The organism is Streptomyces sp. NPDC058198 (assembly GCF_042882605.1).
Taxonomy (GTDB): Bacteria; Actinomycetota; Actinomycetes; order Streptomycetales; family Streptomycetaceae; genus Streptomyces.
The window spans coordinates 41,559-65,542 of the sequence record NZ_JBHVVP010000003.1; the positions used below are offsets into that span (position 1 = coordinate 41,559).

At 71.0% G+C, this 23,984-nt stretch carries 19 protein-coding genes and 1 pseudogene; 12 read left to right on the forward strand and 8 right to left on the reverse strand.

Annotation, left to right across the window (positions count from 1 at the left end; translation table 11 throughout):
* The first annotated feature begins 31 nt into the window (after positions 1-31).
* Entirely contained in the window at positions 32-1,192 is a 1,161-nt protein-coding gene (locus ACFVWW_RS12440; RefSeq protein WP_386878478.1) for a cystathionine gamma-synthase, read from the forward strand.
* A 49-nt stretch (positions 1,193-1,241) separates the two neighbouring features.
* On the opposite strand, the gene ACFVWW_RS12445 is transcribed toward ACFVWW_RS12440, so the two are convergent.
* From ACFVWW_RS12445 to ACFVWW_RS12455, 3 genes and pseudogenes are all read right to left on the reverse strand, one after another.
* On the reverse strand, positions 1,242-1,493 hold the full coding sequence (locus tag ACFVWW_RS12445) for a hypothetical protein (RefSeq protein ID WP_386878477.1): 252 nt from the start codon (positions 1,491-1,493) through the stop codon (positions 1,242-1,244).
* Complete coding sequence (locus ACFVWW_RS12450; RefSeq protein WP_386878476.1) at positions 1,486-2,004, reverse strand: sigma factor-like helix-turn-helix DNA-binding protein; 519 nt, start codon at positions 2,002-2,004, stop codon at positions 1,486-1,488. The genes ACFVWW_RS12445 and ACFVWW_RS12450 overlap by 8 nt, the downstream gene beginning before the upstream one ends.
* Before the next feature lie 164 nt (positions 2,005-2,168).
* A pseudogene (locus ACFVWW_RS12455) lies at positions 2,169-2,678 on the reverse strand (MarR family winged helix-turn-helix transcriptional regulator); the annotation flags it as partial.
* Positions 2,679-2,823: 145 nt separating this feature from the next.
* Here ACFVWW_RS12455 and ilvA point away from each other — a divergent pair.
* From ilvA to ACFVWW_RS12470, 3 genes are all read left to right on the forward strand, one after another.
* Positions 2,824-4,053, forward strand: coding sequence for a threonine ammonia-lyase (ilvA, locus tag ACFVWW_RS12460; RefSeq protein ID WP_386878475.1), 1,230 nt, complete (start codon positions 2,824-2,826; stop codon positions 4,051-4,053).
* Positions 4,054-4,239: 186 nt separating this feature from the next.
* The gene (locus ACFVWW_RS12465) at positions 4,240-5,214 is read left to right on the forward strand and encodes an ATP-binding cassette domain-containing protein (RefSeq protein WP_386878474.1); all 975 of its coding nucleotides are present in this window, start codon (positions 4,240-4,242) and stop codon (positions 5,212-5,214) included.
* Complete coding sequence (locus tag ACFVWW_RS12470; RefSeq protein ID WP_384180928.1) at positions 5,211-6,059, forward strand: ABC transporter permease; 849 nt, start codon at positions 5,211-5,213, stop codon at positions 6,057-6,059. Before ACFVWW_RS12465 ends, ACFVWW_RS12470 begins: the two co-directional genes overlap by 4 nt.
* A gap of 89 nt (positions 6,060-6,148) precedes the next feature.
* On the opposite strand, the gene greA is transcribed toward ACFVWW_RS12470, so the two are convergent.
* Positions 6,149-6,646, reverse strand: a complete 498-nt coding sequence (gene greA, locus ACFVWW_RS12475) for a transcription elongation factor GreA (protein WP_384180929.1) — start codon at positions 6,644-6,646, stop codon at positions 6,149-6,151.
* A gap of 249 nt (positions 6,647-6,895) precedes the next feature.
* Positions 6,896-7,297, reverse strand: coding sequence for a DUF4307 domain-containing protein (locus ACFVWW_RS12480; protein WP_386878473.1), 402 nt, complete (start codon positions 7,295-7,297; stop codon positions 6,896-6,898).
* A gap of 98 nt (positions 7,298-7,395) precedes the next feature.
* Between ACFVWW_RS12480 and mca the strand changes: the two genes are divergently transcribed.
* Both mca and ACFVWW_RS12490 read left to right on the forward strand, forming a co-directional pair.
* Positions 7,396-8,277: a mycothiol conjugate amidase Mca gene (gene mca / locus ACFVWW_RS12485; protein WP_386878472.1), complete on the forward strand. Its 882-nt coding sequence runs from the start codon at positions 7,396-7,398 to the stop codon at positions 8,275-8,277.
* A gap of 1 nt (position 8,278) precedes the next feature.
* Complete coding sequence (locus ACFVWW_RS12490; RefSeq protein WP_384180935.1) at positions 8,279-8,512, forward strand: hypothetical protein; 234 nt, start codon at positions 8,279-8,281, stop codon at positions 8,510-8,512.
* Between the two features lie 77 nt (positions 8,513-8,589).
* On the opposite strand, the gene ACFVWW_RS12495 is transcribed toward ACFVWW_RS12490, so the two are convergent.
* Positions 8,590-11,838 carry a tetratricopeptide repeat protein gene (locus ACFVWW_RS12495; RefSeq protein WP_386878471.1) on the reverse strand — a complete coding sequence of 1,083 codons (3,249 nt, stop codon included), beginning with the start codon at positions 11,836-11,838 and terminating at the stop codon, positions 8,590-8,592.
* A 224-nt stretch (positions 11,839-12,062) separates the two neighbouring features.
* On the opposite strand from ACFVWW_RS12495, the gene ACFVWW_RS12500 reads away from it, so the two are divergent.
* The gene (locus ACFVWW_RS12500) at positions 12,063-13,739 is read left to right on the forward strand and encodes a phosphodiester glycosidase family protein (protein ID WP_386878470.1); all 1,677 of its coding nucleotides are present in this window, start codon (positions 12,063-12,065) and stop codon (positions 13,737-13,739) included.
* Positions 13,740-13,773: 34 nt separating this feature from the next.
* On the opposite strand, the gene ACFVWW_RS12505 is transcribed toward ACFVWW_RS12500, so the two are convergent.
* Positions 13,774-14,133, reverse strand: coding sequence for a hypothetical protein (locus ACFVWW_RS12505; RefSeq protein ID WP_384336163.1), 360 nt, complete (start codon positions 14,131-14,133; stop codon positions 13,774-13,776).
* Positions 14,134-14,224: 91 nt separating this feature from the next.
* Entirely contained in the window at positions 14,225-14,791 is a 567-nt protein-coding gene (locus tag ACFVWW_RS12510) for a Uma2 family endonuclease (RefSeq protein ID WP_386878469.1), read from the reverse strand.
* A gap of 199 nt (positions 14,792-14,990) precedes the next feature.
* Here ACFVWW_RS12510 and ACFVWW_RS12515 point away from each other — a divergent pair, with 199 nt between their 5' ends.
* From ACFVWW_RS12515 to ACFVWW_RS12535, 5 genes are all read left to right on the forward strand, one after another.
* Positions 14,991-17,021: a thioredoxin domain-containing protein gene (locus ACFVWW_RS12515; protein ID WP_386878468.1), complete on the forward strand. Its 2,031-nt coding sequence runs from the start codon at positions 14,991-14,993 to the stop codon at positions 17,019-17,021.
* A gap of 202 nt (positions 17,022-17,223) precedes the next feature.
* On the forward strand, positions 17,224-18,480 hold the full coding sequence (locus ACFVWW_RS12520) for a glycosyltransferase (protein ID WP_384180947.1): 1,257 nt from the start codon (positions 17,224-17,226) through the stop codon (positions 18,478-18,480).
* Positions 18,477-20,138: an ArnT family glycosyltransferase gene (locus ACFVWW_RS12525; RefSeq protein WP_384180949.1), complete on the forward strand. Its 1,662-nt coding sequence runs from the start codon at positions 18,477-18,479 to the stop codon at positions 20,136-20,138. Before ACFVWW_RS12520 ends, ACFVWW_RS12525 begins: the two co-directional genes overlap by 4 nt.
* Complete coding sequence (locus ACFVWW_RS12530; RefSeq protein ID WP_386878467.1) at positions 20,135-21,388, forward strand: glycosyltransferase; 1,254 nt, start codon at positions 20,135-20,137, stop codon at positions 21,386-21,388. Before ACFVWW_RS12525 ends, ACFVWW_RS12530 begins: the two co-directional genes overlap by 4 nt.
* Positions 21,389-21,480: 92 nt before the next feature.
* Positions 21,481-23,880 carry a galactose oxidase-like domain-containing protein gene (locus ACFVWW_RS12535; RefSeq protein WP_384181187.1) on the forward strand — a complete coding sequence of 800 codons (2,400 nt, stop codon included), beginning with the start codon at positions 21,481-21,483 and terminating at the stop codon, positions 23,878-23,880.
* Positions 23,881-23,984 lie beyond the last annotated feature (104 nt).

Sequence of the window (23,984 nt, forward strand, 5' to 3'; positions counted from 1 at the left end):
CGGTCTGTGAGCGGCGCTACGCTCTGGCCTCATGAGCCACCAGCACAGCAGCGAGCAGCACCACTTCGAGACTCTCGCCATCCACGCGGGCAATACCGCGGACCCGCTCACCGGCGCGGTCGTCCCCCCGATCTATCAGGTCTCCACGTACAAGCAGGACGGCGTGGGCGGCCTGCGCGGCGGTTACGAGTACAGCCGCAGCGCCAACCCCACCCGTACCGCGCTCGAGGAGAACCTGGCGGCCCTGGAGGGCGGCCGGCGCGGGCTCGCCTTCGCGTCGGGGCTGGCGGCCGAGGACTGCCTGCTGCGTACGCTGCTGGCGCCCGGCGACCATGTGGTGATCCCCAACGACGCCTACGGCGGTACCTACCGGCTGTTCGCGAAGGTCGTCTCCCGCTGGGGCGTGGAGTGGTCGGTCGCGGACACCTCGGACCCGGCGGCGGTCCGCGCCGCGCTCACCCCCCGTACGAAGGCGATCTGGGTCGAGACCCCGTCGAACCCGCTCCTCAACATCACCGACATCGCGGGCCTCGCGGGCATCGCGCGCGCGGCCGGCGTGAAGCTCGTCGTGGACAACACCTTCGCCAGCCCGTATCTGCAGCAGCCGCTCGCGCTGGGCGCGGATGTCGTCGTCCACTCGACGACGAAGTACATGGGCGGGCACTCGGACGTGGTCGGTGGCGCGCTGATCGTCGACGACGCCGGGCTGGCCGAGGAACTGGTGTACCACCAGAACGCGATGGGCGCGGTCGCCGGACCGTTCGACGCGTGGCTGGTGCTGCGCGGGATCAAGACGCTCGCGGTCCGGATGGACCGGCACAGCGAGAACGCGACGCGGATCGCGGAGATGCTCACCCGGCACCCCCGTGTCTCCAAGGTTCTCTACCCGGGCCTGCCCGGGCACCCGGGCCACGAGGTCGCCGCCAAGCAGATGAAGGCGTTCGGCGGGATGATCTCCTTCCAGGTCGCGGATGGCGAGGAGGCCGCGGTCGCGGTCTGCGACCGCGCGAAGCTGTTCACGCTGGGCGAGTCCCTGGGCGGCGTCGAGTCCCTGATCGAGCACCCCGGCCGGATGACGCACGCCTCGGCGGCGGGTTCGGCGCTGGAGGTGCCGTCCGACCTGGTCAGGCTCTCCGTGGGCATCGAGTCGGGCGACGACCTGCTGGCGGACCTGAAGCAGGCGCTGGGCTAGGTCTTCCTGTCGTTCTCTACGCCGCCGGTGGATCATCGGCGGCGTAGGACTACCAGCCCTCCAGCGGTGGCGTCGTCTCCGTCGGCGGCGCGGACCACGGGTCCGTGGCCGACGCCCAGACGGTGAACACGATCACCGCGGCGACCAGCAGCATCCACAGCACGCGATGCGCGGTGCGGCGGCGGTTCAGCAGCCGGGTGCCGCGTTCCGTGGCCCGCAGTACGAGATCGGCCGGTACGACCGGATGCGGCAGATCCAGCATCCGCCGGACCTCGGCCTCCTTGCGGTCGGCGCTATTCATGAGCGGGCCTCTCGGCGGCCGCGCCGCCGCCGGAGGCAGCCCGCGTCCCACCCGCCGCCGGCCGGCCCGTCGGGGACTCCCGCATCATCGTGACCGCCCGGGCGCAGATCGCGCGGACCCGTTCCACCGGGAGGCCGATCAGTGCCGCGGTCTGCTCCTCGGCCACGCCCTCGTACAGCCGCAGCACCAGGACGAGGCGTTCCTGCGGGCCGAGCCCGGGCAGGACACCGCCCGCCCGGCGGCCACGGCGGCTGTGCCAGGCCCCACGGGCGAAACGCAGGGCCAGTTCCTGGCGGGTGCGGTCGTACGGATCCTCGCCGCGCAGCCGGTCCCAGTCCGCGTACGTACGGGCCAGCGCGTCGGTCAGCAGCCGCTGGGCGCGCGGGGTGGCGTCGGCCGGTTCGCCCGTCAGCAGCGCGGCCGCATGCAGAAGCCGGCCGGCCGCACCCGCTACGAACGCCTCGAACTCCCGGGCCCGCCGGCGATCCGTGACCACCTGCCGCTGTCGCACGACCTCATATGAGGCCAGTCAGGGGGCCAGGGTCAAGAGGGCGTCCCCGGTTCCGTCCCCGGTTCCGTCCCCGGTTCCGTTTCCGTGCCCTTCTCCGCGCCAACCGTCTTCTCCGCGCCGGCCGTCCCGTCCGTCTCGTCCGGCCCCGCGTCCGCGGCCGCCGGAGCGGCGGCCCGTGCCGACAGCGCGCCGTTGAAGCGGGTGAGCAGGGTGGCGAAAGAGTTCCGCTCCTCCTCCGTCCAGCCGTCCGTGACCTGCGCCATCAGCTCCCGCCGCGACGAGCGGACCTCTTCGAGCCTGGCCAGTCCGCGCGCCGACAGCTGGAGCACGACCGCGCGGCCGTCCTCCGGATGCGAGGTGCGCTTGACCAGACCGGTGTCGACGAGCGGCGCGACCTGCCGGGTGACGGTCGAGGAGTCGATGCCCATCCCGGCGGCCAGCGCCTTGACGCCCATCGGGCCTTCCAGGTCGAGCCGGTTGAGCAGCAGATAGGCGGCGCGGTCCATCGAGTTGCGGACCTGGCCGACACCGCCGAGCCGGGTCTGTTCGGCCCGCCGGGCGAAGACGGCCACCTGGTGCTGGAGGGCGTCGAGGAGACGGGCGCCGTCCGAAGGTTCGGAGGCCGTCTCCGCGGAGGCCGACGCAGCGGAAGTCATGTCCTGAATGGGGGGCATGGCTGGGGGCTCTCTCGTGCGGTGGTCGGTTGGTGGGGGACAGAGTACGCGGCAACGACCCGGCCCGTACCGGCGCTGAGCAAACCAGTGGCCAGGGCTTGGACAGCCACCGCCGCCGGGCCCGTGAGCTGCGAGACTTGCGGTCATGAGCTTCGGTACGTCCCGCCCCGCGCGTTCCCTGATCCTCGATGACATCCGAGGGGCGCAGAAGATGCTCTCCGGCGTGGCGAGGATGACCGCGATGGAGGGGAGCCGGTATCTGACCCAGCTGGTCGGCGCCCCGGTCCATCTGAAGTGCGAGAACCTCCAGCGGACCGGTTCGTTCAAGCTGCGCGGGGCGTACGTGCGGATCGCGGGCCTGTCCCCGGAGGAGCGCGCGGCGGGTGTCGTGGCGGCCAGCGCGGGCAACCACGCGCAGGGTGTCGCGCTCGCCTCCACCCTGCTGGGTGTCCGCTCGACGGTGTTCATGCCGGTCGGGGCGCCACTGCCCAAGGTCGCGGCGACCCGGGACTACGGCGCCGAGGTGCGGCTGCACGGACAGGTCGTGGACGAGACGCTGGCCGCCGCGCAGGAGTACGCGCGCGACACGGGCGCGGTCTTCATCCACCCCTTCGACCACCCGGACATCATCGCCGGCCAGGGCACGGTCGGTCTGGAGATCCTGGAGCAGTGCCCGGAGGTGAGGACGATCGTCGTCGGCATCGGCGGCGGCGGGCTGGCCGCGGGCATCGCCCTCGCGGTGAAGTCGGTACGGCCCGATGTGCGGCTGGTCGGGGTGCAGGCGGAGGGCGCGGCGGCGTATCCGCCCTCGCTCAGGGCGGGCCGGCCGATGGTGATCGAGGCGCCGCAGACGATGGCGGACGGCATCAAGGTGGGCCGCCCCGGCGACGTACCGTTCGAGCTGATCCAGGAGCTGGTCGACGAGGTACGTACGGTCTCCGAGGACGACCTGTCCAGCGCCCTGCTGCTCTGTCTCGAACGGGCGAAGCTGGTCGTGGAACCGGCGGGGGCGAGCCCGGTGGCCGCGCTGCTGAGAGATCCCGGGGCCTTCCGCGGTCCGGTGGTCGCGGTGCTGTCGGGCGGCAATGTGGATCCGGTGCTGATGCAGCGGATCCTGCGGCACGGCATGGCGGCGGCGGGGCGCTATCTGAGCCTGCGGCTGCGGGTGACGGACCGGCCGGGGGCGCTCGCCACGATGCTCGGGGTGCTGTCGGTGGCCGACGCCAATGTGCTCGATGTGAGCCATGTGCGGACCGATCCGCGGCTCGGTCTCGCGGAGGCGGATGTGGAAGTGCACCTGGAGACGAAGGGCCCGGCCCACTGCGCGGAGGTCGAGGCGGCGCTGCGGGAGGCGGGCTACACGATCCTCGGCTGAGGCCGCGCCGGAAGGATCCGGTGTATCCCTTTCTTATCCCTTGTGGGTCGCGATGTATCGCGTTACCGTTCCGCTCCTGGCTTGCCACGACCGGGCTTTCGCAGATGCCGGTCGTCGGCGGTCGGCAAACCTAGGCTCTGCGTGCGCAGCGCACCGACAGCAAGTCGCCACCCTTGGAGAACCCACATGCCAGGCGCCATCTATGCCGAAGGCCTGGTGAAGACCTTCGGTGAGGTAAGGGCTCTGGACGGCGTCGATCTCGATGTACCCGAAGGCACGGTCCTCGGGCTTCTCGGACCCAACGGCGCCGGCAAGACCACCGCCGTACGGGTCCTGACCACCCTGCTCCAGCCCGACAGCGGCACCGCGGTGGTCGCGGGAATCGACGTCCTCAAGAACCCCGACGAAGTACGCCGCTCCATCGGCCTCTCCGGCCAGTTCGCGGCGGTCGACGAATATCTGACCGGCCGGGAGAACCTCCGGATGGTCGGCCGGCTCTACCAGATGAGCGGGCGCGACGCGAAGGCGCGCGCGGACCAGCTGCTGGAGCGCTTCCATCTCTCCGACGCGGCGGACCGTACGGCCAAGACCTACTCCGGCGGGATGCGCCGCAGGCTCGACCTCGCCGCGGCGCTCGTCGTCTCCCCGCCCGTGATGTTCATGGACGAGCCGACGACGGGCCTCGACCCGCGCAACCGCCAGCAGCTGTGGGGGATCATCCAGGAGCTGGTGGCCGGGGGTACGACCCTGCTGCTCACCACCCAGTATCTGGAGGAGGCCGACCACCTGGCCCATGACATCTGCGTCGTGGACCACGGCCGGGTCATCGCCCGCGGCACCGCCGACCAGCTCAAGGCGCAGATCGGCGGCGAGCGCGTCGAGGTCGTCGTCCACGAACGCGAGCAGATCGAGCCCACCCGCGGGGTGCTGGCCGGCTTCGGCAAGGGCGGCGAGGTGTCGGTCGCCGAGCACACCCGCAAGCTGACCGTCCCGGTCAGCGGCGGCGCCAAACTGCTCGCCGAGGTCATCAGGGAGCTGGACAGCCGCGGTGTCGAGATCGACGACATCGGTCTGCGCCGCCCCACCCTCGACGACGTGTTCATCTCGCTGACCGGCCACGCGGCCGAGGACGCGGCCGAGTCGAAGGAGGACAGGCAGTGACCGTCACGGAAGCCACCGGGGTCGCGGCCCCCAGACCCCGCGGCGGACTCGTCCAGTCGGTGGGCGACTCGCTGGTCGTCGCGAGACGCAATCTGATCCGTATGACCCGGATCCCCGAAGTGGTCCTCTTCGGACTGATCCAGCCGATCATGTTCGTGGTGCTGTTCAGCTATGTCTTCGGCGGCTCTCTGGAGGTCGGCGGCAGCACCAGCGCCGACGTCTACCGCAACTTCCTGATGGCCGGCATCTTCGCCCAGACCGTCACCTTCGCCACGGCGGGCGCGGGCGCCGGAATCGCCGACGACATGCACAAGGGCCTCATCGACCGGTTCCGCTCCCTGCCCATGGCGCGCGGGGCCGTCCTCACCGGCCGTACGCTCGCCGACCTCGTGCAGACCGCGCTCACGGTCGTGGTGCTCGCGATCGTCGCCGTACTCGTCGGCTGGCGTATCCACGAGGGTGTGCCGAAGGCGCTCGGCGCGTTCGGGCTGCTGCTCCTGCTCGGTTACGCCTTCTCCTGGATCGGCGCGCTGATCGGCCTCTCCGTCAGGACGCCGGAGGCCGCCACCTCGGGCGGGCTGATCTGGCTCTTCCCGGTGACGTTCGTCTCGAACGCCTTCGTGGACACCAGCAAGATGACTCCGTGGCTGCGGCATGTCGCCGAGTGGAATCCGTTCAGCGCCACCGTGCAGGCGAGCCGGGTGCTGTTCGGCAACCCCGGGGTCTCCCAGTCCGACGCCTGGCCGATGCAGCATCCGGTGTGGGCCTCGCTGCTCTGGTCGATCCTGATCATCGTGGTCTTCCGGACCCTGGCGGTCCGCAAGTACCGCTCGGCCACGGCCTGACGCCTGACGCCCGGCACCGGAAGCCGCCGGGTCTGTGGACAGAAGAGGGCCGCGGGGGAGCTCCCCCGCGGCCCTCGCCGAAGTGTGGCTCAGCCCGTGTAGGGCTTGGCCGCGAGGATCTTCACCGCGGCCTTCTTCCCGTTCGGCAGCTCGTACTCCGCGTCGTCGCCGACCTTCTTGCCGTTCACGCCGGAGCCAAGAGGGGACTGCGGGGAGTACGTCTCGATGTCGGAGCTCGCGTACTCGCGTGAGGCCAGCAGGAAGGCGAGGGTGTCGTCCTCGTCCCCGTCGAACGCGATGGTCACGACCATGCCCGGCTCGACGACGCCGTCGTCCGCCGGGGCCTCGCCGACCTTCGCGCTCTGCAGGAGCTGGGTCAGCTGCCGGACCCGGAGCTCCTGCTTGCCCTGCTCCTCCTTGGCCGCGTGGTACCCGCCGTTCTCCCGCAGGTCGCCCTCCTCACGGGCCGCCGCGATCTTCGTGGAGATCTCCGTGCGGGCGGGACCAGACAGGTATTCCAGCTCGGCCTTCAGCTGGTTGTACGCCTCCTGGGTAAGCCAGGTGACGTTCTCGCTGGTCTGGGTCACAGCTGCTCCTCGTAGGTACTGGGATAACAAAGCAACGCCCTACCCAGAAGGATGTGCCTTCTCGGGTGGGCGAAACCACGAGCCTAACAATTTCGTGGCGCGAGGGGGAGGACGAATGCCGTCAGAATTACATCGGCGCAGGTCAGCGAGGAGACGTGCGGTCGGAGGGACGGCGGGTCCAGCGGCAGCCGGGCAGGGTAGGCCGGGCGGAGACAGTCCGGCGTACGGCCCGGCGGTGGCCGGCCGGGGTCAGTCCGACGTACAGCCCAGCAGCTCGGTGCTGGTCGCGCTCTGCGTCGTACGCAGCGTGACGACGCGGTCGATCCGGGTCTCGCCGGGACCGAAGCGGACATCCTTGCGGCCGACCTCGGCGCCGCTCTCGGCGAGGGAGCGCAGCGTGCAGATGCCGGTGGCATCCCGGTCCTTGCGGACCTCGAGATGCGCCTCGACCGAGGTGGCGGACACCCTCTTGAACTTGATGAGTTCTCCGGAGACACTCCGGTCCACCACATAGTGGTAGCCGAACCAGCCGATCATGGCGATCAACGCGACGCCGAGAACCGCGCCCACGATCTTGAGCTTGTGGTCCGCGCGCTCGTCCGCCGAGCGGCCGTAGCGGCCCGGGGGAAGCTCCTCGCGTACCACGGCCATGATCGTTCCTCTCGGATTCGGGCAGCCGGAATTTTCCGCCCCCCGATATCCGTCACTATAGAAGCCGTCTGATGCGACAAATCACTGAGGATCGAGTCTTGACTGAGCAGCTGCGATTGATGGCCGTTCACGCCCACCCCGACGACGAGTCGAGCAAGGGCGCGGCCACCATGGCCAAGTACGTGTCCGAGGGGGTGGACGTGCTGGTCGTGACCTGCACGGGAGGCGAGCGCGGCTCCATCCTCAACCCCAGACTCCAGGGTGACGCCTATATCGAGGAGAACATCCACGAGGTCCGCAAAAAGGAGATGGATGAGGCGCGCGAGATCCTCGGCGTCGACCAGGAGTGGCTGGGCTTCGTCGACTCCGGGCTGCCCGAGGGCGACCCGCTGCCGCCGCTGCCCGAGGGCTGCTTCGCGCTGGAGGACATCGACGAGGCGGCCGGTCGGCTCGTACGGTCGATCCGCTCGTTCCGCCCGCAGGTCATCACGACGTACGACGAGAACGGCGGGTATCCGCACCCCGACCACATCATGACCCACAAGATCTCGATGGTGGCGTTCGAGGCGGCGGCCGACAAGGAGAAGTACCCGGAGGACGAGTTCGGGCCGGTCTGGCAGCCGCAGAAGCTCTACTACAACCAGGGCTTCAACCGGCCGCGCACGGTCGCGCTGCACGAAGCGCTGCTGGCGCGCGGACTGGAGTCCCCGTACGGGGACTGGCTGGAGCGCTGGAAGGAGTTCGTCCGCGCGGAGCGGACGCTGACCACGCATGTCCCGTGCGCGGACTTCTTCGAGATCCGCGACAAGGCCCTGATCGCGCACGCCACGCAGATCGACCCGGACGGCGGCTGGTTCAAGGTGCCGATGGACATCCAGCGGGACGTCTGGCCCACCGAGGAGTACGAGCTGGCGAAGTCCCTCGTCGATACGTCCCTCCCCGAGAGCGACCTCTTCGCGGGCATCCGCGACAATGCCTGATATGTATGCGACCCAGGCACTGACGCACGTGATTCCGCTCGCCAAGGAGCTCGACGAGAACAAGGTGACACCCGGACTTCTCGGGTTCGTCGTGTTCGCGGTGATGGCGGGCGGCGTGTGGCTGCTGATGAAGTCGATGAACCGCCATATGGCCAAGGTCGACTTCGAGGAGTCCCCCGCCTCGGAGAAGGTGTCCGCCGCTCCCGCGGCGGCCGCTGCTCCGCACGGCGAGTAGCGCGTCCCGCACCCCGCACCCCGCGTCCCGTACCCCGGCCGCCCCCTCGGGGCAGCCGGGATACCGGGCCCGGGCGGTCAGGAAGGCGTGGCGCCCACCGGGACGCCCATGACCTCGCGCGCGTGCCGGTTCGGGACCATGCCGAGCTGCCAGGCCTGCCAGCCGTCCTCCAGCGTGACGCCGCGGGCCAGCATGACCGAGAACGCTTCCACGCAGTCCTCCAGCTTGCCGTCGCGGGAGGCGTGGCGGGCGGCGGCGAGATCCGACAGCTCCTGTTCCGCCACCACCGAGCCCACCTCGATGCCGCCCGCCGAGGCGTACGGCAGCAGGGTGCAGCGCAGAAAGCGGGACCAGTCGGCGCCGCGCCGGTCGCCGTACGAGGCGAAGAGCGCCGTCGCCTCGTCGCACAGCGGCAGCGCCTGCGCCGGGCGGCTGTTGCCCGCCTCGATGATGGCGAGCTCCAGACAGGTCCACGCCTCCCCGTGCGCCACCCCGATACGGCGGAAGTCCGCGCGGGCGTCGACCAGCAGTTGCCGCGCGAAGCCCGAGTTGCGGAGATTGCCGGTCTGGGCGGCGCGCTGGTCGCGGGTGACCCGGCCCGAGTGGTGCCGGGCGCAGGCCAGACCGTACACATCGCGCATCCGCGAGAACATCGTGCGCGCCCGCTCCAGCTCCCGTACCGCCTGGTCGCGGTCGCCGCGCTCCTCCAGGGCCTGGCCCAGGTAGTAGAGCGTCCACGCCTCGCCGCGCGCGTCCTCGTTCTCCCGGTGGCGGGCGAGCGCCTCGCTGAGCTGGTCGACCGCCGGGGCCGGCTCGCCGTCCACCAGCCGCGCCCGCCCCAGCTGCGTCATCGCCCAGGCCTCACCGCGGCCGTCGCGGGTCCTGCCGTACAGATCGAGGGCCGCGCGCAGCTCCCCCTCCGCCCGTGGCACGTCGCCCATGCGCAGACACACCTGGCCCAGCTGGAAGTGCGTCCAGGCCTCGCCGTGCACGGACTCGCTCTCGCGGTGCAGCACCAGCGCCGTGGAGAGCAGCGTGTGCGCCTCGTCGAGATGGGCGCGGTCGCGCTCGACCGCGGCCAGCGCGTGCAGCGTCCAGGCCCGGTCCGCCGCCAGCTCCTGCGACGACTGGAGCTCGATCGCCTCGCGCAGCTTCGCCGACGCCTCGGTCAGATTGCCCTGGTGGTGCAGCGTGATGCCCAGCGAACACAGCGCGCGGGCCGCCCCCGCGTCGTGCTGCGCCTCCCGGTACAGGTCGACCACCGAGGTCAGGGTCGTACGCGCCTTGTCCAGCTCACCGAGCTGCCGGGCCGCGATGCCCGTACGCCACTGGACCGAGCGGACCAGCAGCCCCTGCCCCACCGCCTGCGTCAGATCGTTGATCTCGCCCAGCCGGTAGAGGTCCCCGCGCAGCAGGCAGTAGTCGCAGAGCGCGCCCAGCAGGTTCAGTACGGCCTGCTGGTCGACGCCCTCGGCATGGCGCAGCGCGGCCGTGATGAAGCTCGACTCGTCGTCCAGCCAGCGCAGCGCGGCGTCCAGCGAGGAGAAGCCGTGCGCGCCCGCCGCGCTCTTGAACAGATCCGCGCGGGTGGACGTCTTGCCGTCGACCAGCCGGATCACGGAGTCGGCCAGCTCGGCGTAGTTCTGGATCAGCCGCTCCTGCGCGGCCGTACGGTCCGCCGCCTCCTCCTCGTCCAGCAGCCGTGCCTGCGCGAAGGTCCGCACGGCGTCGTGCAGCCGGTAGCGGCTCGCCCGCACATGGTCGATCAGCCCGGCCCGCGACAGCGTGGCGAGCAGCCGCCCCGCCTCCTGCTCGTCCGTCGCCAGCAGCGCCGCCGCCGCGGCCGCGCCCAGCGACGCGCGACCGGCGAGCGCCAGCCGGCGCAGCAGCCGGCGGGCCTGGTCGCTCTGGTCGGTGTAGCGCAGCCACAGCGCGCGCTCGACCGGGTCCACCGGGCCGTAGGAGGCGAGATCCGAGGCCAGCTGATGGGCCGTACGGACGCCCAGCGAGGACCCCGCGACCCGCAGCGCGAGCGGCAGACCGCCGCACAACTCCCGTACCTCGTCGGCCGCCTGGGCGTCGTACGGGCCCGCCGCCGACTCCGCCGACTGCGCGGCCACCGCCCGCAGCAGCTCCTCGGCGCCCGCCCCGTCCAGCGCCTCCACCGGCAGCTGGTGCACCCACGCCGGGACATCGGCCGGCAGCTCCATGGGGCGCCGCGCCGTCACCAGCACCAGACTGTCCGACCGCTCGGGCACCAGCGTCCTGACCTGCTCGGGGTCGGACGCGTCGTCCAGGACGACCGTCACCGGAAGACCCGTCAGATGCTGGTGGTACAGCTCGCTCAGCCGCCGTACCTGCTGCTCGGGGGACGACCGCTCGCGGAACAGCAGCTGCTCGCGCGGCGCACCCAGCCGGTTCAGCAGATGCAGCAGCGCGTCCCGCGTCGACAGCGGCGGCTCACCCGCCCCGCCGCCGCGCAGATCGACGACGCACGCGCCGCGGAACTGGTCCTTGAGCTGGTGCGCGGCCCGTACGGCCAGCGTCGTACGCCCGGAGCCCGGGTCGCCGTACAGCACGACCACCGTCGGCTTCGTCTCCGTCGACGCGCGGGCCGCGTGCACCCACTGCGCGATCCGGGCCAGTTGCCCACGACGGCCCACGAACGGCCCGGCCGGCTGCGGCAGATGACCGAAGGACTGCTCCAGCACACTGCGCCGGCGCGCGGCCGCGCTGCGGTCCCCGCCGCGCAACTGCGGGACGACGGAGGACTTCTTCGCGGTGCGCCGGGTCGCGGATGTCAGCACCCGCTGCTGGTCGAGGAACGGGCGGATGCCCCGTACCTCCAGCGCCGTCAGCCACTGCAACCGCAGCTGCTCGGCGCCGCCCGGGCGGCCCGCGGCGCCCGCTCTGCGGTGCGCGGCCGGCCAGTGGGACGCGGTGACCTTGGCGACGGTGGTCGCGGCCCCGGCGACGGCGACGACCGCCCCGGCGCCGAGCGCGGTGCCCGGCGCCGTACCCAGCGCGACATCCGCGCCGATCGCCGCGACGGTGGCAACGGCCGTGACCAGGACGGGCGTTCCGAGGGACTGCTTGCTGAACCGACCGGACAGCGGCTGCTGTTCCGCCTCCGCCGCGTCCAGCGCCTGTACGTAGGCGGCGTACTCCTCGCCCGCGCCGCCAGCGCCGGCCGCCATGGCGTCCAGGGCGCTCCGCCCGCGCGCCAGCAGCGCGTTCCCTTCGGTCCGTCCGCCGGAGCGCCGTACCTCTTCCTCGACGGCGCGTACCAACAGCCTCTCCGCTTCGGCCCGGTGGCTTTCCCGCATGTGCGTCCCCCTCCGAGAGCTTCGGGTGAGGGGACATTGTCCTGCGCGCGGAGCGTGAACGCGAGGGAGCCCGCCGCGTGTACAGGACGGAGTGGACCCGCACGTCCGTTCCCGACGTCCTTCACCGGGCCTTCCGCGCGCCGTCCCCCGCCGTTACTGTTCCGGACCCCGGACGGGGCTGGACTGGCGTCCGCACCGTGGCCGACGCGACCCAAGGGGAGACCATGCACGACGAAGACGGCGGAGTGCCGCGCCGAGGCGGCCTGGCCGGTCGCGGTATCCGGATACGGATCGCGCTGGGTACGGCCGTGGTGCTCGCGGCCGTCAACCCCTGGACCGTCTCGGACGTGGCGCAGGCCGCCGCTCCGGCGGCGCCGGTCTCCGTCTCCGCCCCGACCTCCGCTTCCGGTTCCGGCTCGGCTTCGGTGCGGTGGACGACGGAGCGCGTGGCTCCCGGCGTACAGGTGCGCACCGGCGTCATCCGGAACACGGGTGTCACGCCGGTCTGGACGGTCACCGTCCAGGCGCCCGCCGTCAACCGGCTGACGGGCGCCCCGACATGGGCCCCGCTGTCCGACCGGACCTGGGCCGACACCACCGCGCGGCAGCTGACCGACGCCGGTTTCCGGCCGCGCGTGGAGCGGGTGCCGTGGGAGGGCTACGCGGACACGCCGCGCGGCACCATGGGATGGCAGGTGCGGGTGGGCTCGTACGCCACCCAGGCCGAGGCGCAGAGCGCGAGCCAGGCGGTCACCGCGGGCGGGTTCCGGGTGGCGGTGGAGTGGACGGGCTACGACGGCCGGCAGGCCGCCGACCGGCAGAGCGTCCATGTGGCGGTCATCGACCCCGCCGCCTTCCGCGGCACCGTCGAGTCCACCCACGACAGCAGTGTCGCGGACCGTGAGACGACTTCCGCGGTCGCCGCGAGGACCGGCTCCCTGGTCGCCGTCAACGGCGGCTTCTTCATCACCGCCGACGCCGACGGAGTGCAGGGCACGAACGCCGGTCTCGCCGCCTACGACGGCACGCTGGAGTCGATGGCCTCCGGTACGCGGGCCGCGCTGATCCTCGCGGACGGCGGGCGGCGCCCCCGTATCGCCGACCTGTCCACCACGGTCACCGCGCGGGCGGGATCGTCCAGCTACGCGGTACAGGGCATCAACCGGGTACCGGGCAAGGTGCGCAACTGCGGCCGCCCCGGCGCCACCCCCACCGAGCTTCCCCGCCACGACCTCACCTGCGCGGAGGCCGACGACCTGGTGAAGTTCACCCCGAGGTTCCGTGCCGCCCTGCCCGAGGGGGCCGGCACCCAGGTCGTGCTCGACGCCACGCACCACGTGGTCTCCGCCGGCCCACGTGGCGGCACGGTCCCGGCCGGCGGCTCGGTACTCCAGGGCATCGGCGCCGCGGCCGACTGGCTGTCGGCGCACAGCCGGAAGGGCGAGCGGATCTCCGTGCGCGAGGACATCCGCGACACCGCCGGCCGACGGGTCGAGCTCGGCTCCCGCGACAGCATCGTCAGCGCCGCGCCGACCCTGGTGAAGAACGGCCGGGCCGACATCGACGCCACCGCCGAGGGGACGCTCGACCCCCTCGACCTCTCCTTCGGCTTCGCCTGGTCGAACGTACGCCAGCCCCGCACCATGGCCGGCATCGACCGACGGGGACGCCTGCTCCTGGTCACGGTGGACGGGCGACAGCCCGGCGTCAGCGAGGGATTCACCCTGGCCGAGGGCGCGACCTTCATGCGCTCCCTGGGAGCGGAACAGGCCCTCAACCTGGACGGCGGCGGCTCCAGCGCGATGGTCGTCGGCGGCAAACTCGTCAACATCACCTCCGACGCCACGGGCGAACGCCCGGTGGGCGACACGATCCAGGTCCTCCCACCCCACCACGACTGATCCAGCGGCCTTTCCTAAGGCGCCGCAGCGACACTCACCCGGGCCAGGCGGCGACGACGTCGCGAGGTCCCCACACCAGGTCGACACGATCGGTTCCCGTGATGCCCGTGGTGCCGCTGAGGGTGGCGACGACCAGGCCGCCGGTGTCCGGGGCGAATCCCAGCATCTGGGCCGCGCCCTGCTCCAGGGCGGCCAGGTCGTGGTGGTCGAAGGGGCGGCCCAGCCATTTGACCGAACCGGCGAAGAAGAGGGTCCGAGCCACCGGCGCGCGGTCGCCGCCGATCAGGTCGATCTCCGGGCTGAACCGGCGGTTCCACCAGCCCCCCACGACCTCGGTCTCCGGCCAGGGGAAGTCGCCCGCGGCAGCGGCGAGTTCGAGCGATTCGCGGATCAACGGCTCGACGGAGCGGCCCCGCCAGGCCGCCCAGCGCCGTATTTCCGCTTTCCCTTGTGCTCAGTCATGAGGGAATAATCTTCCAGCGCTGTCAGATGGCTCCCAGGTCGACGGTGACGGAGAAGGGCGCGGCAGCCTTGATCATGCCGGTGAACATCTCTCCGTCCCTGTAGGCCTTGGTGGCGGGGTCGAGAACGTAGGTGTAGACGATCGGGACACCGGTGGCAGCCTGTTCGACCCGCCAGTAGAAGGGGATGCCGGCCTTGGCGTACTGGTCCACCTTCACGATCCGGTCGGTGGTCTCCGAGCCGGGCGACACGACCTCGACGACCAGGAGTACGTGTTCGGGGCGGGTGGGCGTGAGGTCGATGGTCTCCGCCCGGTAGACGACGACGTCCGGACGGCGGTTGGTGAGTGGAACGTCCTGAAGGCGGACGTCGAAGTCCGTGTCGGCGTTCCAGTCCGGGCCTGCGGCGGAGTCCAGGGCATTGGCCAGGATCCGGGCCAGCCGATTGTGCCGCTTGGACGCGCTCGGGCTCACGACGACCATCCCGTCCACGATCTCAATGCCGACACACTGCTCCTCGGACCAGGAGTCGTACTGTTCTGCGCTGATCTGCAAGTGCATCCATGCGGGTGCGACCATCTCGGCGGTCATGGCGTACCTCCTTCGAGGATGCTCGTCAGTTCCGGTGCCGCCCGGCTCAGCCTACTGTCCGGCGTGCCCGATTCGGGTGAGAGCGGAGGCCCCGTCTCTGCGCCAGTGCGCTGACAACCCGGTCGACCGGTGAGGGCACATTCTCTGGTTGAGGCCTGATCTACCAGGCTGCTGGGCGTCGCATGAGAGGGTGATTACCGTGAACCGCTTGGGTGGCACGACCTCGCCTTATCTGCTTCAGCATGCCGAGAATCCGGTCGACTGGTGGCCCTGGGGGCCGGAGGCTTTCGAGGAAGCGCGGCGGCGTGATGTACCCGTTCTGCTGTCGGTCGGCTACTCGGCGTGTCACTGGTGTCATGTCATGGCGGGCGAGAGCTTCGAGGACGAGGCGACCGCCGGCTATATGAACGAGCACTTCGTCAATATCAAGGTGGACCGCGAGGAGCGGCCGGATGTCGACGCCGTCTATATGGAGGCCGTGCAGGCCGCCACCGGGCAGGGTGGGTGGCCCATGACCGTGTTTCTGACGGCCGACGGCGAGCCCTTCTACTTCGGTACGTACTTCCCGCCCGCGCCCCGGCACGGCATGGCTTCCTTCCCGCAGGTTCTGGAAGGCGTGACCGCCGCGTGGACCGGGCGGCGCGAGGAGGTCGCGGAGGTTGCCGGGCGGATCGTACGGGAGCTGGCCGGGCGGTCGCTGGCGCACGGCGGGGGCGGGGTGCCCGGCGAGGAGGAGCTCGCGCAGGCGCTGCTGGGGCTGACCCGGGAGTACGACGCGCAGCGGGGCGGGTTCGGCGGGGCGCCCAAGTTCCCGTCGTCGATGGTGGTGGAGTTCCTGCTGCGCCATCACGCGCGTACCGGCGCCGAGGGTGCGCTCCAGATGGCCGCCGACACCTGCGAGGCGATGGCCCGCGGCGGGATCTACGACCAGCTCGGCGGCGGGTTCGCCCGCTACTCGGTGGACCGTGACTGGGTGGTGCCGCACTTCGAGAAGATGCTCTATGACAATGCTCTGCTGTGCCGGGTGTACGCGCATCTGTGGCGGGCCACCGGCTCCGATCTGGCGCGGCGGGTGGCGGTGGAGACCGCGGACTTCATGGTGCGGGAACTGCGCACACCCGAGGGCGGGTTCGCCTCGGCGTTGGACGCGGACAGTGATGACGGCGGCGGGAAGCATGTCGAGGGCGCCTTCTACGTGTGGACGCCGGAGCAACTGCGCGCGGTGCTGGGGGAGTCGGACGCGGAGTTCGCGGCTCAGTACTTCGGGGTGACCGAGGAGGGCACGTTCGAGGAGGGTGCCTCGGTGCTCCAACTCCCGCAGGACGGCGGGGTGGCGGATGCCGGGCGGGCCGAGTCGGTGCGGCGGCGGCTGCTCGCGGCGCGCGAGGAGCGGCCGCGGCCCGGCCGGGACGACAAGATCGTGGCCGCCTGGAACGGTCTCGCCATCGCCGCGCTTGCCGAGACCGGCGCGTACTTCGACCGGCCGGATCTGGTGGAGCGGGCCACGGAGGCCGCCGATCTGCTGGTGCGGGTGCACCTGGACGACGCGGCGCGGCTCGCCCGTACCTCGAAGGACGGCAGGGCCGGCGCCAACGCGGGTGTGCTGGAGGACTACGGCGATGTCGCGGAAGGATTCCTGGCGCTCGCGGGGGTCACCGGCGAGGGCGCGTGGCTGGAATTCGCCGGGTTCTTGCTGGACATTGTTCTCGACCGGTTCGTGGGGGAGGGCGGGGCGCTGTTCGACACCGCCGATGACGCCGAGCGGTTGATCCGCAGGCCGCAGGATCCGACGGACAATGCCACGCCGTCCGGCTGGACGGCCGCTGCCGGGGCGTTGCTCTCGTACGCCGCGCACACCGGCTCGGAGCGTCATCGCGACGCCGCCGAAGGGGCGTTGGGCGTGGTGAAGGCCCTGGGGCCGCGGGCGCCGCGCTTCATCGGCTGGGGGCTCGCGGTCGCCGAGGCGCTGCTGGACGGGCCGCGTGAGGTCGCCGTCGTGGGGCCGGCGGGCGACGCGGGGACGGCTGAGCTGCACCGTACGGCGCTGCTGGGTACGGCCCCCGGCGCGGTGGTCGCGGCCGGTGCGGCGGGCAGCGACGAATTCCCGCTGCTGACGGACCGTCCGCTCGTCGACGGGCGGCCCGCCGCCTATGTCTGCCGGCAGTTCGTGTGTGCGGCTCCGACGACCGAAGTCGGCGTACTGAGGGGCGAGTTGGCTGTTTTCGAGTAGGGCGTGGCCGGTTTCTGACCGGTGGAGAATCGGACTGAAACGCAGCATTCACCCAATCGGCCCTACGGTCGTCACAGGTCCCCCTTATTGTCTTCACAAGAGGCACAACGGGTGCGCATGGGGGACCTGCGCGCAGGGGGATGACGGGTGAGCCGGCGGCCGGGGGGCCTGCCGTCGGTTCGCCCTGGCCGAGGGGGGCCTTGTGTTCACGTCCGTGTTCATCGCTGCCGTTTCACTGGCGCTTTTCTGGATGGCCGCGTTCACGCTCTGGTGGCAGATGCACGCCTGGCGTACACCCGAGACGCTGGCCGCCACCAGATTCGACCGGCCCGACGGCGGCCGGGAGAGATCGTTCTCCCTGCTTCTGCCCGCCCGGCACGAACAGGCCGTGCTGGAGCACACCGTCGAACGGCTGCTGGAGTCCAGCCACACCGACTTCGAGATCATCGTCATCGTCGGACACGACGACCCGGAGACGGCGGCGGTCGCCGAGCGGGCCGCGGCCCGTGATCCCGGCCGGGTCAGGGTCGTCGTCGACACGCACGAGGCGAAGAACAAACCCAAGGCGCTCAACACCGCGCTGCCGTACTGCACGGGTGAGGTCGTCGGGGTCTTCGACGCCGAGGACCAGGTCCATCCCGAGCTGCTGACCCATGTCGACCACGCCTTCCGCTCCACCGGCGCCGATGTCGTCCAGGGCGGCGTCCAGCTGATCAACTTCCACACCAGCTGGTACAGCCTGCGCAACTGCCTGGAGTACTTCTTCTGGTTCCGCAGCCGGCTCCATCTGCACGCCCAGAAGGGCTTCATACCGCTCGGCGGCAACACCGTCTTCGTACGGACCGATGTCCTGCGCGAGGCCGGCGGCTGGGACCAGGACTGCCTGGCCGAGGACTGCGATCTGGGCGTACGGCTCTCCAGCACCGGCAAGAAGGTCGTCGTCGCCTACGACTCCGACATGGTGACCCGCGAGGAGACCCCGGGCTCACTGATGTCCCTGCTCAAACAGCGCACCCGCTGGAACCAGGGCTTCCTTCAGGTCTACCGCAAGAAGGACTGGCGCCAACTGCCCACGCGCGGACAGCGGATGCTCGCCCGCTACACCCTGATGACTCCGTTCCTGCAGGCGTTCACCGGTTTGATCATCCCGTTGAACGTGGGCATCGCGCTCTTCCTCGACGTACCGGTGACGATCGCGTTCGTGACGTTCCTGCCGCTGGTCACCGCCATGGTCACCTTCGTCTTCGAGATCGTCGGGCTCCATGACTTCGGCAGGCAGTACGGACTGCGGGTCCGGCTCACGCACTACCTCAAGCTCATCGTCGGCGGCCCCTTCTATCAGGTGCTTCTCGCCGGCGCGGCGATCCGTGCCGTCTGGCGTGAGCAGCGGGGACGCAGCGACTGGGAGCTGACCAGTCATGTCGGCGCGCATCTCATCCGAGAGGACGTCCACGCGTGACCTCCACCCTCCCCGCGGTGACGACGGAGCTCGAACCGGCCGTCACCGCGCGGCCCGGTCATGCTCGGGCCGGCCGGGTTCCCAGCGGCAGACACCTCACGGTCCGGCCGGTGGTGCGATTCCGGAGCTCACGCGCCGATCTGGTGCTGTGCGGGGTGCTCCTCGTCGCGATCCTGCTGGTCCAGGGCTGGAACATCCAGCACTATCCGACGCTCAGCGACGACGAGGGCACCTATCTCGCGCAGGCCTGGGCGGTGCGGGAAGGCAAGGGCCTCGCCCACTACACGTACTGGTACGACCATCCGCCGCTCGGCTGGATGCAGATCGCCTTTCTGACCTGGCTGCCGTCACTCTTCTCGCCCGAGTCGATGACCGTCGCCCCGATGCGGTTCTCGATGCTGCTGGTCAGCGCGGCCAGCGCGGTGCTCCTCTACGTGCTGGCCCGGCGGCTGTGGCTGCCGCGCTGGGCGGCCGGCCTGGCCATGGTCCTCTTCGGGCTCTCCCCACTGTCCGTGGTGCTCCAGCGGGAGATCTTCCTCGACAACATCGCCGTGATGTGGCTGCTGCTCGCGTTCTGCCTGGCGGCCTCGCCCAGCCGTCATCTCTGGCACCACTTCGCGGCCGGACTCGCGGCCGCCGTCGGGGTGCTGACCAAGGAGACCATGCTGGTCGTGCTGCCCGCGCTGCTGGTGACGATGTGGCGGTTCGGCCATCGGGACACCCGGAAATTCGCGCTCACCGGCGCGATCACCGCCTGCGCGCTGACCGGGCTCTTCTATCCGCTGTTCGCCCTGCTCAAGGGCGAGTTGCTGCCGGGCGCCGGACATGTGTCGCTCTGGGACGGGATCACGTACCAGATGAGCCGTCCCGGCTCCGGCTTCGTACTCGACCCCGGCAGCGGTTCGTACGGCGTCCTCCAGTCCTGGCTGTACTACGACCGGGTGCTGCTGCTGGGCGGTATCGCCGGAGCCGCCCTGCTGATGGTGACCTTCCGCTGGTCGGTCACCGCGCGGGCGCTGGCTGGCCCGGCGCTGGCCGTACTGATCCTCACCGCCGTCGCCCTGCGCCCGTCCGGCTATCTGCCCGCGATGTATGTCATCCAGGGACTGCCGTTCCTGGCGCTGGTGCTGGCGGGCGGCGCGGCGAGCGTCACCCACGCCGTACTGCGCAGACGGCGAGGCCCCCAGGAGGGGCGGACGCTGACCACCGTGCGCTGGACGGTCCTGGTGGCGCTGGCCGCCACCGCGGCCGTGTATGTGGCGCCGCGGTGGTACGACGGCAACCGCACCGCGCTGACCGCCGACGCCAACGCGCCCTACCGGGCGGCTGCTTCCTGGATGGCGAAGGAAGTGGCGGACCCGTCCCGGGCCCGGGTGCTCGTCGACGACGCGCTCTGGCTGGACCTGGTGCACTCCGGGTATGAACCGGGTCTCGGCGCGATCTGGTTCTACAAGGCCGACCTCGACCCGGCCGTGACGGAGACGATGCCGGGCGGCTGGCGCGACCTGGACTATGTGGTCGCCTCCCCGACCGTACGGCGCGACGCGCGCGACCTGCCCACAGTGCGGGACGCACTCAACCATTCGACCGCCGTCGCCGTCTTCGGCGAGGGTGCGGACCGGATCGAGATCCGGCAGATCGTGGGAGGCGAACGATGAGCATTCTTCCCCCCATCGGTGCCGGGGAGCTCGGCGATCCGGACCTCGAAGCGACCGCGGTGGCCGAGCCGGGAGCCGTCACCGTCATCATCCCGACCTTCAACGAGTCGGGAAACATACGGGAGTTGCTGCGGCAGCTGACCGACGCCGTACCGGCCAGGCTGCCCTGCGAGGTGCTCTTCGTCGACGACTCGACGGACGACACCCCCGAAGTGATCGCCGCTGCCGCGCAGGACTGCCCGTTCCCGGTCGGTGTGATCCACCGGGACACCCCGGAGGGCGGCCTCGGCGGGGCCGTCGTCGAGGGGCTCAGGGCCGCCGGATCCGACTGGATCGTCGTCATGGACGCCGACCTCCAGCATCCGCCCGCCCTCGTCCCTGACCTGGTCGCGGCCGGTGAGCGGGAATCCGCGGACCTCGTCGTCGCCAGCCGCTACCTCGCCGGCGGAAGCAGAGCCGGGCTGGCCGGCGGCTACCGCGTCGCGGTCTCGCGCGCCGCGACCTGGCTGACCAAGGGGATCTTCCCGGGGAGGCTGCGCGGGATCAGCGACCCGATGAGCGGCTTCTTCGCGATCCGGCGCTCCGCGGTCAGCTCGGAGGCGCTGCGCCCGCTCGGCTACAAGATCCTGCTGGAGCTGACGGTGCGCTGCCGGCCCGAGTCGCCGGCCGAGGTGCCGTTCGTCTTCCGCGACCGGTTCGCGGGCGAGTCCAAGTCGACGGCGCGGGAAGGGCTGCGGTTCCTGCGCCACTTGGTGGAGCTGCGCACGGCCGCGCCGCTCGCCCGGATGATCGCCTTCGGACTGATCGGGCTCACCGGCTTCGTACCGAATCTGCTCGCGCTGTACGGACTGACGGCGCTGGGCCTGCACTATCTGCCGGCCGAGGTGCTGGCCAACCAGTTCGGCGTGGGATGGAACTTCCTGCTGATCGAGGTGCTGCTCTTCCGCAGCCGGCGGGCGCACCGGCACTGGGCGGACCGGGTGGGCCGGTTCGCGCTGCTCGCCAACGCCGATCTGCTGCTGCGTATCCCGCTGATCGCGCTGTTCGTCTCCCAGTTCGGCATGGGGGTGCTGACGGCGACCGGGTGCGCGCTGCTGGCGACGTTCGTGCTGCGCTTCGTGGGGACGGAAGCGCTGGTCTATCTGCCGAAGCGGGGCCGTGAGCCCGGCCGGACGCGTGCCGGGGTGCGGCCGGGGAGCCCGGAGACAGGCGACCGTGGCGACCGTGTCGAGAAGGAGGTCAGCCGGTGAGACGCTTCCGTACATCACCTCTCCGTACGTCACCTTTCCGTGCCGCGCCTGCGCGGCGCCGGCGTCGTACCGCGCTGCTCGCCGTCGCCGCGCTGACCGGCGGGCTGCTGCTCAGCGCGCAGCAGCCGGCCGTGGCCGGGGCGAACCTCGTCAAGAACCCCGGCTTCGAGACGGCGGGCACCGACGGGATGCCGTACTGCTGGGAGCGGTCCGGATGGGGCGACAACGACTTCACCTTCGCCACCGTCGCCGACGCCCACTCCGGCGCCAAGGCGCTCAAGGTCGAGCTGACCCGCAGGACCGAGGGCGACCGCAAGGCGCTGATCACGGAGTCCGCGGCGTGCGCGCCCGGTGTGGTGGCCGAGCGGCAGTACGACCTGTCGCTCTGGTACCGGTCGACGACCCCGGACGCGGCGATCACGCTCTTCCGGCATGACACCACGACGGGCTGGCAGTACTGGACCGACCTCAAAACCCTGGACCTGAGCGCCGGTTACCAGCGGGCCGAGGTCCGCACCCCGGTCGTCCCGCCCGGCACCGACCGGATCAGCTGGGGCGTTTCGGTGTACGGCACGGGCAGTGTGACCACCGACGACTACGGCATGGAGGAGGTCGCCCCGCCGCCCGTCGAGCCCGAGTGCACCGGGACCACCGAGGAGTGCGCCGACGGAAAGTGGGAGGTCCTGCCGACGGAGAATCCCGTGCGCTCGATGCACTCGGTGGTGCTCCACAACGGCAAGGTGCTGCTGATCGCCGGCTCCGGCAACGACCCGGAGATGTTCGAGGCCGGTACATTCACCTCCGCGGTGTACGACCCCGAGGACGGTTCGTACCGTACGATCCCCACCCCCGACGACATGTTCTGCTCCGGCCATGTCCAGCTGTCCGACGGCCGGGTCCTGGTGATGAGCGGCAACAAGGGTTATCCGTCGGCGGACGGCACCCTCGGCTACCAGGGCTACAAGGACTCGTACCTCTTCGACCCCGCCACCGAGACGTACAGCAGGACCAATGACATGAACGACGGCCACTGGTACCCGTCGGCCACGATCATGGGCAATGGCGATGTGATGTCCTTCGGCGGGCTGCGCGAGGACTCCACCGGTTCGGTGACCGCCGACCGCTGGTCGGCCGCGCAGGACAAGTGGCTGCCCGCCTGGCAGGTCAACCAGACCTGGTCGTACTGGGGTCTGTATCCCGCGATGATCCTCTTGCAGGACGGCCGGCTGTTCTACACGGGCAGCCATTCCTTCGGCAACGGCACCCCGGGGACGGGGTCCTCGGTCTACGACTACGACGCCAACACGATCACCGATGTGCCGGGGCTGCGGAACAAGGACGAGCGCGACCAGTCGGCGAGCGTGCTGCTGCCGCCCGCGCAGGACCAGCGGGTGCTGACCATGGGCGGCGGCAACATCGACTCCAACCCGGAGGCGAACCGGCTCACCGACCTCATCGATCTCAAGGAGCCCAACCCCCGCTACACGCCGGGCCCGCCGCTGCCGCAGGGCACGGTCGACCTCGGCAACGGCCCGCAGCCGCAGACCGGGGAGCAGGGCAAGATGTACGGCTCGGCGGTGCTGCTGCCCGACGGCAAGGTGCTGGAGACCGGGGGCGGGCTGCACAACCGCGCCAACACCGTCTACGAGTCCTCGCTGTTCGACCCGCTGACGGACACGTTCGACCCGGTGGCGGTGGACCCCGAGGCGCGCGGCTACCACTCCTCGGCGTTCCTGCTGCCGGACGGCCGGGTGATGACGACGGGCGACAATCCGGGCAACGGCTCCTGGAACCACAAGGTGTCGCTCTACACCCCGCCGTATCTGCTCAAGGGGCCACGGCCGGAGATCACGTCGCTGTCCGGCAACCAGTGGCAGTACGGCGACACCCAGCGGATCACCGTCGACCGGCCCATCGCCAAGGCGGAGCTGATCCGGCCGGCCGCGGTGACCCACTCCTCCGACCCCAACCAGCGGTTCGTGGACCTGCCGCTCTCCGTCGACGGGAACACCGTCGATCTCAATGTGACGAGCAATCCCAACCTGGCGCCGCCCGGCTGGTACATGCTGTTCGCGGTCGACGCCAACGGCGTTCCCTCGGTGGCGCGGTGGGTGCACCTGGGCGGCCCAGCGGCGCTCGCCGGGCAGCCCGGGGAGTCGGGGCAGTCGGGGCAGTCGGGGGAGTCGGCGCATGTCCATGACTTCGCCGGGGACCTGGCGAAGACCCCGAGGAAGCCGCGCACGGAGCGGACGTCGGAGCCGGTGGGCCCGCAGGTCGCGGGCTGCGACCGGCACTACGGCCCGGCGGGCGTCTGCGTCCCCACGGTCTTCCCCGCGACGGTGAGGGCGACGACGAAGGCCCGCTGTGCGTGGCTCGCGGCGAACGACTACGGACGGCTGAAGCTCAACGGCAAGGACGATCCCCTCCGGCTCGACCCGGACCGGGACGGCACGGCCTGCGGGAAGGGGGACCTGAAGCGGGCCAAGGGTTGAGTGCCCCGACCGGACAGGAGTTGGTGTTCACGGCGGCCGCGGCTGACGCGGCGGTCGTGGACACCCGCACTTCATCGCGATGCCGGGTGCCGGTCATTTCTTCC

Excerpts from the sequence above, each read along its gene's own strand:
- ACFVWW_RS12440 (WP_386878478.1), top strand. The coding sequence starts at position 32 with ATGAGCCACCAGCACAGCAGCGAGCAGCACCACTTCGAGACTCTCGCC.
- ACFVWW_RS12445 (WP_386878477.1), bottom strand. The coding sequence starts at position 1,493 with ATGAATAGCGCCGACCGCAAGGAGGCCGAGGTCCGGCGGATGCTGGAT.
- ilvA (WP_386878475.1), top strand. The coding sequence starts at position 2,824 with ATGAGCTTCGGTACGTCCCGCCCCGCGCGTTCCCTGATCCTCGATGAC.
- ACFVWW_RS12465 (WP_386878474.1), top strand. The coding sequence starts at position 4,240 with ATGCCAGGCGCCATCTATGCCGAAGGCCTGGTGAAGACCTTCGGTGAG.
- ACFVWW_RS12480 (WP_386878473.1), bottom strand. The coding sequence starts at position 7,297 with ATGGCCGTGGTACGCGAGGAGCTTCCCCCGGGCCGCTACGGCCGCTCG.
- ACFVWW_RS12490 (WP_384180935.1), top strand. The coding sequence starts at position 8,279 with ATGTATGCGACCCAGGCACTGACGCACGTGATTCCGCTCGCCAAGGAG.
- ACFVWW_RS12495 (WP_386878471.1), bottom strand. The coding sequence starts at position 11,838 with ATGCGGGAAAGCCACCGGGCCGAAGCGGAGAGGCTGTTGGTACGCGCC.
- ACFVWW_RS12500 (WP_386878470.1), top strand. The coding sequence starts at position 12,063 with ATGCACGACGAAGACGGCGGAGTGCCGCGCCGAGGCGGCCTGGCCGGT.
- ACFVWW_RS12510 (WP_386878469.1), bottom strand. The coding sequence starts at position 14,791 with ATGACCGCCGAGATGGTCGCACCCGCATGGATGCACTTGCAGATCAGC.
- ACFVWW_RS12530 (WP_386878467.1), top strand. The coding sequence starts at position 20,135 with ATGAGCATTCTTCCCCCCATCGGTGCCGGGGAGCTCGGCGATCCGGAC.